15 protein-coding genes are annotated in these 15463 nt (G+C 74.2%); 11 read left to right on the top strand and 4 right to left on the bottom strand.

Features of this window, described 5'->3' with window-relative positions; all coding sequences use genetic code 11:
• Positions 1 to 68: 68 nt before the first annotated feature.
• Positions 69 to 797 (bottom strand): lysophospholipid acyltransferase family protein, encoded by a 729-nt coding sequence (locus LE181_RS10790; protein ID WP_225661004.1) that lies wholly within the window; start codon positions 795 to 797, stop codon positions 69 to 71.
• A gap of 234 nt (positions 798 to 1031) precedes the next feature.
• Between LE181_RS10790 and LE181_RS10785 the strand changes: the two genes are divergently transcribed.
• From LE181_RS10785 to LE181_RS10755, 7 genes are all read left to right on the top strand, one after another.
• Positions 1032 to 1382 carry a TlpA family protein disulfide reductase gene (locus LE181_RS10785; protein ID WP_225661003.1) on the top strand — a complete coding sequence of 117 codons (351 nt, stop codon included), beginning with the start codon at positions 1032 to 1034 and terminating at the stop codon, positions 1380 to 1382.
• Between the two features lie 279 nt (positions 1383 to 1661).
• Entirely contained in the window at positions 1662 to 2168 is a 507-nt protein-coding gene (locus tag LE181_RS10780; RefSeq protein ID WP_225661002.1) for a flavin reductase family protein, read from the top strand.
• A 188-nt stretch (positions 2169 to 2356) separates the two neighbouring features.
• Positions 2357 to 3142 carry an electron transfer flavoprotein subunit beta/FixA family protein gene (locus LE181_RS10775; protein ID WP_225661001.1) on the top strand — a complete coding sequence of 262 codons (786 nt, stop codon included), beginning with the start codon at positions 2357 to 2359 and terminating at the stop codon, positions 3140 to 3142.
• 76 nt (positions 3143 to 3218) lie between these two features.
• Positions 3219 to 4181, top strand: a complete 963-nt coding sequence (locus LE181_RS10770; protein ID WP_190109633.1) for an electron transfer flavoprotein subunit alpha/FixB family protein — start codon at positions 3219 to 3221, stop codon at positions 4179 to 4181.
• Positions 4182 to 4311: 130 nt separating this feature from the next.
• Positions 4312 to 4533 (top strand): hypothetical protein, encoded by a 222-nt coding sequence (locus LE181_RS10765; protein ID WP_225661000.1) that lies wholly within the window; start codon positions 4312 to 4314, stop codon positions 4531 to 4533.
• 93 nt (positions 4534 to 4626) lie between these two features.
• A complete protein-coding gene (locus tag LE181_RS10760) occupies positions 4627 to 5928 on the top strand; it encodes a DUF6986 family protein (protein WP_225660999.1) in 1302 nt (433 codons plus the stop codon).
• A gap of 49 nt (positions 5929 to 5977) precedes the next feature.
• The gene (locus tag LE181_RS10755; protein WP_225660998.1) at positions 5978 to 7153 is read left to right on the top strand and encodes a sensor histidine kinase; all 1176 of its coding nucleotides are present in this window, start codon (positions 5978 to 5980) and stop codon (positions 7151 to 7153) included.
• Between the two features lies 1 nt (position 7154).
• Here LE181_RS10755 and LE181_RS10750 read toward each other — a convergent pair whose 3' ends face one another.
• The gene (locus tag LE181_RS10750; protein WP_225660997.1) at positions 7155 to 7391 is read right to left on the bottom strand and encodes a hypothetical protein; all 237 of its coding nucleotides are present in this window, start codon (positions 7389 to 7391) and stop codon (positions 7155 to 7157) included.
• 953 nt (positions 7392 to 8344) lie between these two features.
• Between LE181_RS10750 and LE181_RS10745 the strand changes: the two genes are divergently transcribed.
• The gene (locus LE181_RS10745) at positions 8345 to 8986 is read left to right on the top strand and encodes a response regulator (protein WP_225660996.1); all 642 of its coding nucleotides are present in this window, start codon (positions 8345 to 8347) and stop codon (positions 8984 to 8986) included.
• 26 nt (positions 8987 to 9012) lie between these two features.
• Here LE181_RS10745 and LE181_RS10740 read toward each other — a convergent pair whose 3' ends face one another.
• Entirely contained in the window at positions 9013 to 10002 is a 990-nt protein-coding gene (locus LE181_RS10740) for a LacI family DNA-binding transcriptional regulator (RefSeq protein WP_225661073.1), read from the bottom strand.
• A 216-nt stretch (positions 10003 to 10218) separates the two neighbouring features.
• Here LE181_RS10740 and LE181_RS10735 point away from each other — a divergent pair, with 216 nt between their 5' ends.
• Together LE181_RS10735 and LE181_RS10730 are read left to right on the top strand one after the other, a co-directional pair.
• Positions 10219 to 11184, top strand: a complete 966-nt coding sequence (locus LE181_RS10735) for an ROK family protein (RefSeq protein WP_225660995.1) — start codon at positions 10219 to 10221, stop codon at positions 11182 to 11184.
• 114 nt (positions 11185 to 11298) lie between these two features.
• On the top strand, positions 11299 to 12336 hold the full coding sequence (locus tag LE181_RS10730) for an NUDIX hydrolase (RefSeq protein ID WP_225660994.1): 1038 nt from the start codon (positions 11299 to 11301) through the stop codon (positions 12334 to 12336).
• A 67-nt stretch (positions 12337 to 12403) separates the two neighbouring features.
• On the opposite strand, the gene LE181_RS10725 is transcribed toward LE181_RS10730, so the two are convergent.
• Positions 12404 to 13789 (bottom strand): dipeptidase, encoded by a 1386-nt coding sequence (locus tag LE181_RS10725; RefSeq protein WP_225660993.1) that lies wholly within the window; start codon positions 13787 to 13789, stop codon positions 12404 to 12406.
• Positions 13790 to 13977: 188 nt separating this feature from the next.
• Here LE181_RS10725 and LE181_RS10720 point away from each other — a divergent pair, with 188 nt between their 5' ends.
• Complete coding sequence (locus tag LE181_RS10720; protein ID WP_225660992.1) at positions 13978 to 15210, top strand: geranylgeranyl reductase family protein; 1233 nt, start codon at positions 13978 to 13980, stop codon at positions 15208 to 15210.
• Positions 15211 to 15463: the final 253 nt, after the last annotated feature.

Below are 15463 nucleotides of genomic sequence, written 5' to 3'. Positions count from 1 at the left end.
GACGTACGGACGCAAAAGAGCCCCTGGCCACGCACTGCGCGGCCAGGGGCTCTCCTGCGTTCTGCGTACTAGCGCCGGTCAGCGGACCCGGCCTCGGCCGGCGTCGGGGCCGTGCCGCCCAGGTGCGCCGGGATCCACCAGCTGTCGCCCGGGCCCTCCGTGCGCACGGGGTAGGCGCGCTGAGCCGACTCCAGCAGGCCCTGCACCCGGGACCGCACCCGCTCGGTGACCTTCTCGGCGGACTCGCCCGCCTCCGGCGTCAGCGGCTCGCCCACGCGTATGGCCACCGGGATGTGCTCCCGGCTCAGGTTGCGCTTCTGTCCCTTGGTCCACAGCCGCTGGGTGCCCCACAGCGCCATCGGCACCAGCGGAACGCCGGCCTCCTGCGCGAGGCGCGCGGCGCCGGACTTGAAGTTCTTCAGCGTGAAGGACGTGGAGATCGTGGCCTCCGGGAACACGCCGATGACCTCGCCCGACCGCAGGGCGGACAGCGCGTGCCGGTATGCCTCCATGCCCGCCGCGCGGTCCACGGGGATGTGCTTCATCGCGCGCATCAGGGGCCCGGACACCTTGTGCCGGAACACCGACTCCTTCGCCATGAAGCGCACCAGCCGCTTGGCGGGGCGGGCCGCCAGGCCGCAGAAGACGAAGTCGAGGTACCCGATGTGGTTGCTCACCAGCACCGCCCCGCCCCGCTGGGGGATGTGCTCGGTGCCCTGGATGTCGAAGCGCAGGTCCAGCGCCTTGAACATGGTGCGGGCTACACCGATCACCGGTGGGTAGACGAGCTCTGCCATGTCGGGAAGGTCCTTCCGGCCTGGGGGAGGGTGCTCCCGGCTGAAGTGAGATGCGTGGGGTGGCGAAGTTACGCAGCCGTAGGGTGCCGGCTTCCGCCAGATCGTGCCTGAATGCCCGGCCCAGGGGCCAGCCGGGACGGCCCCGGGGCCGGGAGATCCTCGTCACGTCGGGAAATTTTCGCGGTTCCCCCGGTGCTTCGGGAAGAGACCGGACATGGACGAAAGGGGACGCGCGTGCCCGTGCGGGACGACGAGGGCGCCGGGCGGGACGGGCGCGGGACGCGGCTGGGCGCCGCCGAGATCGGCGGGGAGCTCGGCACCCGGGCCACGCTGGTCCACTTCTCCAGCGCCTTCTGCCGGCCCTGTGCGGCCACCCGCCGCGTGCTCGCGGACGTCGCCGCGATGGTCGAGGGCGTCACGCACGTCGAGATCGACGCGGAGGCGCGCCTGGAGCTCGTCCGCGCCCTGGACATCAGCGCCACCCCCACCACCCTCGTGCTGGACGCGGACGGGCGCGTCGTGCGCCGCGCCGCCGGGCAGCCGCGCCGGGCCGACGTCATCGCCGCGCTGGGCGCGGCACTCTGACGGGCCGTGCGGGCCGTGCGGGCCCTGGCGGCCGTGCGGGAGGGCCCGTGACGGCCGGGCGGGCCGTGATCCACCTCCCAGATCAGCGGTGTCCCTTGACGCTGCACACTCCGAATCGTCAGTGTGACGCTATGTGGCCCGACCTGCTTCTCCGTGGACGCGCGTACGTGGACTCCGTGCGGATCGCCGGCGCGCGCTGTCCGAGCACGTGAGCACCCGCACCGTTCCGCTCCCGGCTCGCCGCCCCGGCAGCTCGGCCCTCCGGCAGAAGGACCTTTCATGACGGCCTCGCCCGACCTCGCCGCCCACCGCCCCGCCACGCCCGACCTGCTGCGCTCCGTCTTCCGCCGGCACGCCGCCGGGGTCGCCGTGATCACGGCCCGGGGCGCCCGCCCGGCCGGCTTCACCGCGACCTCCCTGACCTCGGTGGCCGCGGAGCCCCCGCTCGTCTCGTTCGGCGTCGGCACCGGCTCCTCCAGCTGGCCCGTGCTGGCCGAGGCCGAACACGTGGGGGTGCACATACTCGGCGAGCACCAGCAGGAGCTGGCCGCCACCTTCGCGCGCAGCGGCGCCGACCGCTTCGCCCCGCCCACCCGCTGGAGCACCGGCCCCCACGGCGTGCCGGTGCTGGACGGCGTGCTGGCGTGGATGGTCTGCCGGGTGGTGGCCCGCGTGCCCGCCGGTGACCACCGCCTCGTCCTGGCCGAAGCGGTCGCCGGGGACCCCACCGGCGACGGCCGGCCGCTCCTGTACCACCAGGGCCGCTTCAACGGATTGCGCGACTGATACATCCCCTCGTGCCGCGTTGGGCAGATCACAGTCGACCGGCCTTGCGTTCCGTGAACACCCTCGATGTACTGACGAGTAACATTCTGGTCGGGGCGAAGCCCGGACCGACCGGGATCCGCCCCACCAGGCGCCTATGCTGCCTGCGAAGGCAGCTTTGATAGAGACGATGCAGTAGGAGAGCCGGCGTGAGCTTGAGGATCGTTGTCTGTGTGAAGTACGTGCCCGACGCCACCGGCGACCGGCACTTCGCCGAAGACCTGACCGTCGACCGCGACGACGTGGACGGCCTGCTCTCGGAGCTCGACGAGTACGCGGTCGAGCAGGCGCTGCAGATCGCCGAGGACGCCGACGACGCGGAGATCACCGTCCTGACGGTCGGTCCCGAGGACGCCAAGGACGCGCTGCGCAAGGCGCTGTCCATGGGCGCCGACAAGGCCGTCCACGTCGAGGACGACGACCTGCACGGCACCGACGCGCTGGGCACCTCGCTGGTGCTCGCCAAGGCCCTGGAGCACGTCGGCTACGACCTGGTCATCTCCGGCATGGCCTCCACCGACGGCGGCATGGGCGTCGTCCCGGCCATGCTCGCCGAGCGCCTGGGCGTCCCGCAGGTCACCCTGCTCTCCGAGGTCAAGGTCGAGGACGGCAAGGTGACCGGCCGCCGTGACGGCGACGCCGCCAGCGAGCAGCTGGAGGCCGCCCTCCCGGCCGTCGTGTCCGTCACCGACCAGTCCGGCGAGGCCCGCTACCCGTCCTTCAAGGGCATCATGGCCGCCAAGAAGAAGCCGGTGCAGTCCCTGGACCTCTCCGACCTCGGCATCGAGGCCGACGAGGTCGGTCTGGACGGCTCCTGGACCGCGGTCGACGAGGCCGCCGAGCGCCCGGCCCGCACGGCCGGCACGATCGTCAAGGACGAGGGCGAGGGCGGCAAGCAGCTCGCCGAGTTCCTCGCGGGCCAGAAGTTCATCTAGAGCTCCGCTCCGGATGAACCCCTGACGCCCGAACGCCTCTCAACCGCCCTCGCAATTCCCGCAGGAGTGCAGATCCATGGCTGAAGTCCTCGTCTACGTCGACCACGTGGACGGCGCCGTCCGCAAGCCCACCCTTGAGCTGCTGACCCTCGCCCGCCGCATCGGCGAGCCCGTCGCCGTGCACCTGGGTGCCGGCGCGGACACCGCCGCCGCCACGCTCGCCGAGTACGGCGCGGTCAAGGTCCTCGCCGCCGACGCGCCCGAGTTCGCCGACTACCTCGTCGTGCCGAAGGTGGACGCGCTGGAGGCCGCGTACAAGGCCGTCTCGCCCGCCGCCGTGCTCGTCCCCTCCTCCGCGGAGGGCAAGGAGATCGCGGCCCGCCTCGCGGTCCGCATCGGCTCCGGCATCATCACCGACGCCGTCGACCTGGAGGCCGGCGACGAGGGCCCGGTGGCCACGCAGTCCGTCTTCGCGGCCTCGTACTCCACCAAGTCCCGCGTCACCAAGGGCACGCCGGTCATCACCGTCAAGCCGAACTCCGCCGCCCCGGAGGCCGCCCCGGCCGCCGGCACGGTCGAGCAGCTGGCCGTCGCCTTCGGCGAGCAGGCCACCGGCACCAAGGTCGTCTCCCGCACCCCGCGCGAGTCCACCGGCCGCCCGGAGCTGACCGAGGCCGCGATCGTGGTCTCCGGCGGCCGCGGCGTCAACGGCGCCGAGAACTTCCCGCTCATCGAGTCCCTGGCCGACTCCCTCGGCGCGGCCGTCGGCGCCTCCCGCGCCGCCGTCGACGCCGGCTGGTACCCGCACACCAACCAGGTCGGCCAGACCGGCAAGTCCGTCTCGCCGCAGCTCTACATCGCGGCCGGCATCTCCGGTGCCATCCAGCACCGCGCTGGCATGCAGACCTCGAAGACCATCGTCGCCATCAACAAGGACGCCGAGGCTCCGATCTTCGAGCTCGTCGACTACGGCGTCGTCGGCGACCTCTTCCAGGTCGTCCCGCAGCTGACGGAGGAGATCACGTCCCGCAAGGGCTGATCCCCCCCACGCACACGGGCCCCGCGTCCCGGCCCCGAGGCCGGGACGCGGGGCCCGCGCGCGTCCGTCCGGGTGACCTTGACCGGGCCGCAGGTGTCCGTCCGAGCCGACCGCTGGAAGAGATGTCCCCATGGAGACTGATCAGACCGACACCGTGGCGCGGTTCCTCCACGCGCTGAGCCCGGCCAGCCGGGAGGACGTCCAGCAGCTGCCGCGCGAGCAGCAGGAGAAGATGGCCGGGGCCTGGGAGGGCCTCCTCCGGGACGACACCGACCTGCTGTCGCTCAGCGAGCTCGACCCGCCCACCGCCGAGCACCGGGCGGCCGAGCACGTGGTGCGGGACTACTTCTGACGGTGACGCCGGGGTGTTGACCCCTCCCGGGTGCCTGGCTAACTTCGCTGCACGGATGGTTGATTCCGGGAAGCGGAAGCGCGGAGGGGTGCCATGGGGAAGCAGCCGGCGATCGCGACGACCTTCACCCGGGCGGTGAGCCGGCGCATCGGCGCGTCCCTCGCGGACGTCGACGCCGAGCTGGCCCGCCGCTACCCGGGCGACCCGGGGACGCGGCAGCCCGTGCACACCGTCTACGTCCCCGCCGACGCCGCCTCGGCCGGCACCGTCCGCGCCTGGGGCGACCGGGCCCTCGCGGCCCTCGACGAACACGCCCCCGACGCCGCGTCGTTCGCCGCCGCGCTCGGTCTGCCGGACGCCCTCGCCGCGCCGGTGTACGAGCGCGTCCGGGCGAAGCTGGAGCGCGAGCCGGTGGAGGACCTCCGCATCGACTTCGAGGACGGCTACGGCGTGCGCCCGGACGCCGAGGAGGACGCGGCCGCGGTCCGCGCGGCCCGGCTGGTGGCCGGGGGGCCCGGTGGCGCCACGGCGGCCCCGTACCGCGGCATCCGCATCAAGTGCCTGGAGGCGGCCGTCCGCGAGCGGGGCATACGCACCCTCGACGTCTTCCTCACCGCCCTGATGGAGGCGGGCGACCCGCCGGACGGACTCGTCCTCACGCTGCCCAAGGTGACGTACCCCGCGCAGGTGACGGCCATGGTGCGGCTGGTCGAGGAGTTCGAGCAGGCGCACGGGCTGCCGGCCGGGCGCCTCGGCTTCGAGATACAGATCGAGACCACCCAGTCGGTCCTCGGCGCCGACGGCCGGGCCACCGTCGCCCGGCTCATCGACGCGGGGGAGGGGCGCGTCACCGCGCTCCACTACGGCACCTTCGACTACAGCGCCGCCTGCGGCGTGGCCGCCGCCCACCAGTCGCCCGACCATCCCGTGGCCGACCACGCCAAGGCCGTCATGCAGGCGGCGGCGGCCGGCACCGGCGTACGCCTCTCGGACGGCTCGACCAACGTGCTGCCCGTCGGCACCACGGAGGACGTCCACCGGGCCTGGCGCCTGCACCACGCACTCGTGCGCCGCTCCCTGGCCCGTGCCTACTACCAGGGCTGGGACATGCACCCGGGCCACCTGCCCAGCCGCTACGCCGCCGTCTACGCCTTCTACCGCGAGGGACTGGAACAGGCCGCCGCCCGCCTCGCCGCCTACACGACCCGCACCCCGGGCGCGGTCCTGGACGAGCCCGCCACCGCCCGGGCCCTGAGCGGCTATCTGCTGCGCGGACTGGACTGCGGCGCCGTGGACCTTCCGGAGGTCACCGGCCTCACGGGTGCGAGCCGGGCCGCACTCGAACGGCTGGCGGGACGTCCGGGCGCGGGGGCGGCGGGTGGTGGCCCGGTATGAGGGGGGCGCCCGTCGGTACCGGCCTGGACTCCCCCGGATGAGGAGACCGATGGCTGTGGGCCATGTCATGCGCAGAGCCGCCACCGTGGCAGCGGTGGCCGCCGGGGCCCTCATCGGGTCCGCCGAGGGGTGGTCCGCGGCCGTCAGTGTCCCCGTGGCCCTTGTTGCCGTGCTGGTGGGCCTCGGGTGGTGGCCGCGGGGGCAGCGGGGCATCGTCCGGGCGGCGGGCGGGGTGGCACTGGCGTCCGGGGGCTGCACGCTGGCGAGCTACGGCGGGTGGACGGTGCAGGAAGGGTCTGCCGCCGGTGCCCTCATGATGGTGGAGTACGTCGCCGTGGCCGGACTGACGTTCGTCGTGGCACGGCTTCTGCCGGCTCGCCGGGCGGCACCGCTGGGGGCACTGCTGAGCGTGACGGGGGCCACCGTCGTTCTGCGCGGGCACGCGTACCACGGCTTCCTGGAAGCCGTGGGGCAGTGCGCGTTCCTGGCACCGCTGCCCCTGGCCGCGGGTGCGGCCGGCCGGTATCTGTACGCGCTGCACGAGCGGCGCATCCGCAGCGTGCAGGAGGCCCGCCGTGCGCAGCGGCTCGAACTCGCCCGGGACCTGCACGACTTCGTCGCGCACGACGTGTCGGGGATCGTGGCGCTCGCGCAGGCGGCTCAGGTCGTCGTCGAGCGGCAGCCGGACCTGATCCTGCCGCTGCTGCGGCAGATCGAGGAGGCGGGGCAGCAGGCCCTGGGAGCGATGGACCGCACGGTCCACATGCTCGGTGATGCCGACGACAGGCCCGGTCCGCACGGGCTCGACGACATCCGCGGGACCGTGGACCGCTTCCGGGCCTCGGGGACGACGAAGGCCGAGCTGGAGGTACGGCTTTCGCAGAGCGAGTCGGTCCGGGTGCCGCGCGAGACGGCGGGCACCGCGCACCGCGTCGTCGTCGAGTCGCTCACCAACGTACGGCGGCACGCCCCGGCGACGGCGAGCGTGCGGGTCACGGTTCACGGCGCCGGGCCGGAGCTGGTGGTCACGGTGACCGATGCCGGGCGTGAGGGCCCCGATTCAGGGCAGGGCCGGTCATGGAGCGGTGGTGACCGGCGGGGCGGCCTGGGGCTGGTCGGGTTGGCCGAGCGGGTGGAGGCGCTGGGCGGCTCGTTCACCGCCGGGCCGCATGGGTGCGGATGGCGGGTGCGGGCGGCCTTCCCGCTCGGCCCGGCCGGGGACTGAGTCAGTGTCGCCCGCAGCGGGAGCACTGCCCGCGGCGACGTAGCCAGTACGCGAAGGTGGCCGCGCCCAGGGCCAGGCCCCAGACGGCCCAGAGGACGCCCGGTCCGTTGGTGGCCCACATCCGGGCGTCGATGTGGCGGGCGTTCATCAGACCGCCGGGAACGAGCACCAGCGCGACCAGCGTCGCGGGGACGATCGCCGTCGCCGGGTGGACCCGCTTGCCCGCCTTCCACCACACCCAGCGCGGCCAGATCTCCCCCCCAGCGACTGATCAGGCCATGGGTGAGCAGGCCGCCGGCCGTCGAGGCGAGGCCCAGGCCGAGTCCGATGTCCAGCATGTACGGGGTGTCCTGCATCTCCTGGAGGAAGTCCTCGGTGATGCCGAGCGGCCAGCCGAAGTACCAGGCCAGTCTGGTGACGTCGTACGGGACGGACGACACCGCGGCCGTGAGGACGGCCCAGCGGCCCCACCGCAGCGTCGCCTCCGGCTCGGTCCACGCTGCCGCACGGCCCCCGCGACCACAGGAGACGCACAGGCCCTTGGTGCGGCGTTGGTGGACGAGAGTGGCGGCCGCCCACAACAGACCGCCGGCGAACACGATGATCAGGTTTCCCCGGTGCCAGTAGAGGATGTCACCGAGGCCGTCCTGAGGCCCCGGCAGCCCGGTGAACGCGAACACCACGAGCAGCGGGGAGAAGGCCACGAGCCCGAGGAGTGAGTAGTCGGGTATCAAGAAGGTGAAGGTGCAGGCCGAGGCCCAGCCGAAGCCCAGCACCCAGGTGCGGGCCCGGCCCGTGCCCCGTCCACGTGCCATCAGCACCCCGGCGACGGCGCCGGCCGCGCCCACTGCGGCGATCACGGGCCCCACCACATCGGCCCGGCTCGGTTCGAGGAGGGAGGCCGTGGAGCGGTCGTCGCCCACGCGGGCGAAGGGGAATCCCCCGCCCCCCATGGCCCAGTACACCCCGGCGGCTCCGTAGAGCAGGGACCAGAGCGCGGCGAGGCAGCCCGCCCAGTCCGGCCAGCGGGACCACCACCGGCGCCTGGCCGGTGCGTCCCGGAACTTCCGCTCGGTGGTTGCCGGTGCGGTCATGAGCACGTCCTTTCTCGCAGTACGGCCCCAGCCTTCCGGCTACCACAGGCAGGCACATCTGCCGATCGGCAGAGATTCCTCCGCTACCGTGCCGATCATGACTACCCGCATACTGCTCGCCGACGACCAGCAGGCCGTCCGCATCGGGTTCCGGCTGATCCTGGACTCCCAACCGGACATGGAGGTCGTCGGCGAAGCCGCGGACGGCCGGGCGGCCGTCGAACTCGCGGGGCGGCTGAAGCCCGACGTCGTGCTCGCGGACATCCGCATGCCGACGATGGACGGCCTGGAGGTCACCCGGGTGCTGGCCGGACCGGACGCCGAGGTCCCCACACGGGTCGTGGTCGTGACGACGTTCGACCTCGACGAATACGTCCACACCGCACTCCGGTACGGGGCCTGCGGCTTCCTGCTCAAGAGGTCCGGCCCCGCGCTGCTGGTCGAGGCGGTCCGGGCGGCGATGGCGGGAGACGCGCTGATCAGTCCCTCGGTGACCGTGCGGCTCCTGCGGCAGCTCCGCGATCCGGGACGCGCGTCACGGACGGCGGCGCTGACGGAACGCGAAACGGAGATCGCCCACTTGGTCGCGAAAGGGCTGACCAACGGCGAGATCGGAGCCGAACTCTTCATCTCGCCGGGCACCGTGAAGACCCACATCGCCCACATCCAGCGCAAGCTGGAGGTCCGCAACCGGGTGGGTATCGCCACGTGGGCCTGGGACCGTCGCGCACCCCTGTGAACGGGAGCGGTGTCCTCGGCCGCGGACTAGGGCGTCACGGGCGGGAGTTCGCCCGAGCCGCGGGGGATGAGGCGCGTGGGCAGCTCCACGCGGCGCGGGGCTTCCTCCGCTCCCTCCAGGCGGCGGAACAGCAGCTCCGCGGCCGTGCGGCCGAGCCGGGCCGGGTCCTGGGCGATCACGGTGATGCCGGGGGAGAGCAGGTCGGCCAGTTCGAGGTCGTCGAAGCCCACGAGGGCGACCGGCCGGGGCAGGGCGGCGATGACGCGGACCGCCGTGACGGTCACGCGGTTGTTCCCCGTGAACAGGGCGGTCACCGGCTCCGGGCCGGTGAGCAGGCGCTCCGCCTCCGCCCGGACCCGCTCGGGGCCGGTGGGGCCGAGCGACACCCAGCGCTCGTCCACGGGCAGGCCGGCACCGGCCATCGCGGCACGGTAGCCGCGCAGCCGCTCGGCGGCGGTGTGGATGCGGGGGCGGTCGCCGAGGAAGCCGATGCGGCGGTGGCCGTGGGCGATCAGATGGGCCACGCCCTCGCGGGCGCCGCCGAAGCTGTCGGAGAGCACCGCGTCGGCGGATATCCGCCCGGCCGGGCGGTCGGCGAAGACGGTGGCGATGCCGGCCGCCATCTCGGGTTCGAGGTAGCGGTGGTCGTCGCCCGCGGGGATGACGATCAGGCCGTCGACGCGGCGTGCGCAGAGGGCCAGCGCCAGCTCCCGCTCCCGGTCGGCGTCCTCCGCGCTGGAGCCGTTGATGAGCAGGGCGCCGTGGGCGCGCGCCACCTCCTCCACGGCCCGGTTCAGGGGCGCGTAGAAGGGGTCGGCGAGGTCCTCCAGGACCAGGCCGACCGAGGCGGTGCGGCCCTTGCGCAGGATGCGGGCGCTGTCGTTGCGGCGGAAGCCCAGGGCCGCGATCGCGTCGCGCACGCGCCGTTCGGTGTCCTGGGTGACGCCCGGTTCGCCGTTGACGACCCGTGAGACGGTCTTCAGGCCCACCCCGGCGCGGGCCGCGACGTCCTTCATCGTCGGGCGGCTGCCATAGCGGGGCTGCGGGCCGCCGCGGGCGGTCCCGCCGGGGTCACCGGTGCCGGTCACGGGGGCTCGTCCTTCCTGCGCGGGAGCCTCCGGGTGACGGAGGTGAGGTCGAGCATAGAGCCTGGACAACGTTGTCAGCCCGGGTGGAGACTGAGCTCCCGACCACCCCCCTCGCACACCCCCGGACCAGGAGAGACCCCCACCGTGCACACCGGATCCGGCGACCTCGTCGCAGCCCTCGACATCGGCGGCACCAAGATCGCGGGGGCGCTGGTGGACGACGGCGGCCGGCTGCTCCTCCGCGCCCGGCGGCCGACCCCGGCCGGGGCGGACGGCGCGGGCGTGATGGCGGCGGTGGCGGCCGTCCTCGACGAGCTGCTCGGCAGCGCCCACTGGCCGCGCGTACGGGCCGTCGGCATCGGCAGCGCGGGACCGGTCGACGCCGCGCGGGGCACCGTCAGCCCGGTCAACATCCCCGGCTGGCGGGCGTTTCCGCTCGTCCACGAGGTGCAGCGGTGCTCGGACGGCCGGCCGGTGGTCCTGGTCGGGGACGGGGTGGCGATGACGGCCGCCGAACACTGGCAGGGCGCCGCGCGCGGGCGCACCGACGCGCTGTGCATGGTGGTCTCCACGGGCGTCGGCGGTGGGCTCGTCCTCAACGGCCGCCTGCACCCCGGCCCCACGGGCAACGCGGGCCACATCGGACACATCAGCGTCGACCTCGACGGCGATCCGTGCCCCTGCGGCGCCCAGGGCTGCGTGGAGCGCCTCGCCAGCGGGCCGAACATCGCCCGCCGGGCCCGGGAGGCGGGCTGGCGCCCCGGGCCGGACGGGGACGGCAGCGCGGCGGCCGTCGCCGCGGCCGCGCGCGCGGGCGACCCCGTCGCGCTCGCCTCCTTCGCCCGCGCGGCCCAGGCGCTGGCCGCGGGCATCGCCGCGACGGCGACGCTCGTCGAGATCGAGGTGGCCGTCATCGGCGGCGGAGTCGCGGGCGCCGGAGAGGTGCTCTTCGCCCCCCTGCGCAAGCGCCTTCGCGACTACGCGACGCTGTCCTTCGCCGCGGGCGTGGAGGTGCTGCCCGCCCGGCTGGGCTCCGACGCGGGCCTGGTCGGGGCGGCCGCCGCCGCGGCGCAGGAGCTCGGGCTGTGGGGGCACGCCCGGGGACGCTGACGCCGGAGCCGTGGCCGGAGGGCGCCCCATCCCGCTCGCACACGTTTGCGTGGCAAGGTGGTGCGGGCACTGTGTTCGGGGCACGTCACCGGGGGCTACGGAGAAGGGGGAACCGTGATCGTCTGGCTGAACGGTGCGTTCAGTGGGGGCAAGACCAGCACGGCGAAGGAACTGGCCGAGCTCATCCCGGGCAGCAACCTCTACGACCCCGAGGTGACCGGCGGGGCGCTGCGGCACCTGCTGCCGCCCAAGAGACTGAGCGAGGTCTCCGACTTCCAGGACCTGCCCGTCTGGCGGCGGATGGTCGCGGACACCGCGGCGGCGCTCCTCGCCGAGCTGGGCGGGGTCCTCATCGTGCCGATGACCCTGCTGCGCCAGGAGTACCGGGACGAGATCTTCGGGGCCCTGGCCTCCCGGCGGATCCCGGTGCGGCACGTGGTCCTCACCGCGGACGAAACGATCCTGCGTTCGCGCATCGAGGGCCGGGTGGAGGACCCGGCCGACCCGCAGCGCAACGAGGCCGTCCGCCAGTGGTCCCGCGACCACATCGCCCCCTACCGCGAGGCACTGACCTGGCTGCGCGGCGACGCGCTCGTCGTCGACAACGGCCGTCTGACGCCGCGTGAGACGGCCGAACGGGTCGCCGAGGCCGTGCGCAACGGCACCGCCGGCTTCTGCCCGATCGTCCAGACGCCCGAGCCCACGGCCGAGACCGTCGCCTCGGGGGTGCTGCTCTTCGACGAGCACGACCGGGTGCTGCTGGTGGACCCCACGTACAAGCCCGGCTGGGAGTTCCCCGGCGGCGTCGTCGAGCCGGGCGAACCGCCCGCGCGGGCGGGCGTGCGCGAGGTCGCCGAGGAGATCGGCATCCACCTGACCGCGGTGCCCCGGCTGCTGGTCGTCGACTGGGAGCCGCCCAAGCCGCCCGGCTTCGGCGGCCTGCGCTTCCTCTTCGACGGCGGCCGGCTCACCTCGGGCGACGCCGAACGGCTGCTGCTGCCGGGCGCGGAGCTGCGGGGGTGGCGCTTCGTGACGGAGGACGAGGCCGCCACGATGCTGCCGCCGGTGCGGCTCAGCCGCCTGCGCTGGGCGCTGCGCGCCCGGGAGCAGGGGCGGCCGCTCACCCTTGAGGCGGGGGTTCCCGTGGGATGACCCGGCGGGCCCCCGCCTCCTCGGACGACTTCCGCGCCCGCTCAGCGCCGGCTCGGCCCCGGCTGGTTCAGCGCTTGCTCTGGGCGTAGGTGGCGAGGAAGAGCGCCTCGGCCAGGGAGAGGCGCTCCAGCTCCTCGGGCGAGACGCTCTCGTTCACCGCGTGGATCTGGGCCTCCGGCTCGCTCAGGCCGATCAGCAGGATCTCCGTGGCGGGGTAGAGCGCGGCCAGGGTGTTGCACAGCGGGATCGAGCCGCCCATGCCCGCCGTCTGCATCTCCTCGCCCGGGTACGCGATGCGCATCGCCTCGGCCATCGACGCGTACGCCGGGCTGGAGGTGTCGGCCTGGAACGGCTGGCCCTGACCGACCTGTTCCGTCGTCACACGGGCGTTCCAGGGCGTCGCCGACTCCAGGTGCGCGGTCAGCAGCTTCGTCGCCTCGGCGGCGTCCGTGCCCGGCGGGACGCGCAGGCTGATCAGCGCCCGGGCGCTCGCGTGCACCGAGGGGGTGGCGCCCACGACCGGCGGGCAGTCGATGCCCAGCACGGTGACGGCCGGGCGGGCCCACAGACGGTCGGCCACCGTGCCGGAACCGATCAGCGAGACGCCGTCCAGGACCTTCGCGTCCGAGCGGAAGTCCTCCTCGGGGTACTGCAGTCCCTCCCAGGTGCCGTCCGCCTCCAGACCGTCCACCGTGGTCGAGCCGTCCTCGGCGCGCAGCGAGTCGAGGACGCGGATCAGCGCCGCGAGCGCGTCGGGTGCGGCACCGCCGAACATGCCCGAGTGGAGGTTGCCCTCCAGGGTGTCCACCTGGACCCGGACCAGGGTCATGCCGCGCAGCGTCGCCGTCACGGTGGGCAGGCCGAGCCGGAAGTTGCCGGCGTCGCCGATGATGATCGCGTCGGCCGCGAGCAGCTCCGGGTGCGCCTCGGCGTAGTCCTGGAGGCCGCCGGTGCCCTGCTCCTCCGAGCCCTCGACGATCACCTTGACGTTGACGGGCACCCCGCCGTGCTCCTTGAGCGCCCGCAGGGCGGTGAGGTGCATGACGAAGCCGCCCTTGCAGTCGGCGGCGCCCCGCCCGTACCAGCGGCCGTCGCGCTCGGTCAGCTCGAACGGCGGCGAGACCCAGGCGGCCTCGTCCAGCGGCGGCTGCACGTCGTAGTGCGCGTACAGCAGCACGGTCGGGGCGCCCTCCGGACCGGGGAGGTAGCCGTAGACGGACTGCGTGCCGTCGGGGGTGTCGAGCAGGGCCACGTCAACGAAACCCTCGGCGCGCAGCGCGCCGGCCACCCAGGCGGCGGCCGCCTCGCACTCGGCCTTGGGGAACTGCGCCTCGTCCGCGACCGATTTGAAGGCCACCAGCTCGGCCAGCTCGGTCCGGGCGCGGGACTGCAGCGAGGCGACGGTCGTCGCGAGCGCGGCAGGTTCCGGCAGGCGGATCGGGGACGTCTCCATGGAACGCTCCTTGAGGGCGCGGCGTTATGTCCGTACGTACGGGCGATTGCGTCACTGATCCTGCCATGCCTCGCTTCCGCGTCCGCCGGTGGTCCGTCCGGGACTTCCCACGGGCGAGCCGCAGCACGGCGGGCCTTAGGATGCGGGCGGTAGCGGTAGCCGGTGATCGAGCGGGAGTAGAAGCACAGGTGAGCAGCGACAACGCAGCCCGGGAAGCGGGCCGGGACGTACCGGGGGAGAGCGGGCCGGTGTGGGACGTCGTGGTGGTGGGCGCCGGGCCCGCCGGGGCCTCGGCAGCCCATGCGGCGGCCGTCGCCGGCCGCCGCGTGCTGCTCCTGGAGAAGGCCGAACTGCCCCGCTACAAGACCTGCGGAGGCGGCATCATCGGCCCCTCGCGCGACGCCCTGCCGCCGGGCTTCGAACTGCCGCTGCGCGACCGCGTGCACGCCGTCACCTTCTCCCTCAACGGGAAGCTGACGCGCACCCGCCGGTCCCGGGGGATGCTCTTCGGGCTCATCAACCGGCCGGAGTTCGACGCCGGCCTGGTCGAGGCCGCCAAGGCCGCCGGTGCCGAGGTGCGGACGGGCGTGACCGTCTCCCGGGTCGAGCAGCACGGCCCGGCCGTCCCCGACCGGCGCACGGTGGCCGTCGTCCTGGGCGACGACAGCACGGTCCTCGCACGGGCGGTCGTCGGTGCGGACGGCAGCGCCGGGCGCATAGGGGCACACGTGGGAGTGAAGCTGGAGCAGGTGGACCTCGGTCTGGAGGCCGAGATCCCGGTGCCTCCCACCGTCGCCGAGGACTGGGCCGGCCGGGTGCACCTCGACTGGGGCCCGATCCCCGGGAGTTACGGCTGGGTCTTCCCCAAGGGCGACACGCTGACGGTCGGCGTGATCTCGGCGCGCGGCGAGGGTGCCGCCACCAAGCGCTACCTGGAGGACTTCATCGCCCGCCTGGGCCTGGCGGGCTTCGAGCCGAGCATCTCCTCCGGCCACCTCACCCGCTGCCGGTCCGACGACTCCCCGCTGTCCCGCGGCCGCGTCATCGTGTGCGGCGACGCGGCCGGGCTCCTGGAGCCCTGGACGCGCGAGGGCATCTCCTTCGCCCTGCGCTCGGGGCGCCTGGCGGGGGAGTGGGCCGTCCGCATCGCCGAGGCCCAGGACGCGGTCGACGCCCGCCGCCAGGCCCTCAACTACGCCTTCGCCATCAAGGCGGGGCTGGGCGTGGAGATGGGCGTGGGACGCCGGATGCTGACCCTGTTCGAGCGCCGCCCCGGCCTCATACACGCCGCGGTCACCGGCTTCCGCCCCGCGTGGCGCGCCTTCGCGCGCATCACGCGCGGCTCCACGACGCTGGCCGAAATCGTCCGCACCCACCCGGTGGCCCGCCGCGTCCTGTCCTCCATGGACCGCCGCCCGTAGCACCGGCCCAGGGGCCCTGCCCGCGGGCAGGGCCCGCGCCCGGCCCTGACGTCCGGCTCGCAGGCGGCGCCTCGGTCTTGACGTCCGGCCCGCGGGCGGTGGCTCCCGGCCCTGACGCCTGGCTCGCGGGCGGTGGCCCCGGCCCTGACGTCCGGCCCGCGGGTGGCGCCTCGGTCCTGACGTCCGGCCCGCGGGTGGCGCCTCGGTCCTGACGTCCGGCCCGCGGGCGGTGGCCCCGGCCCTGACGTCCGCT

The organism is Streptomyces sichuanensis, from assembly GCF_020328095.1.
GTDB lineage: Bacteria > Actinomycetota > Actinomycetes > Streptomycetales > Streptomycetaceae > Streptomyces > Streptomyces cinnamoneus.
This window is presented reverse-complemented; position numbering and strand designations above follow the sequence as displayed.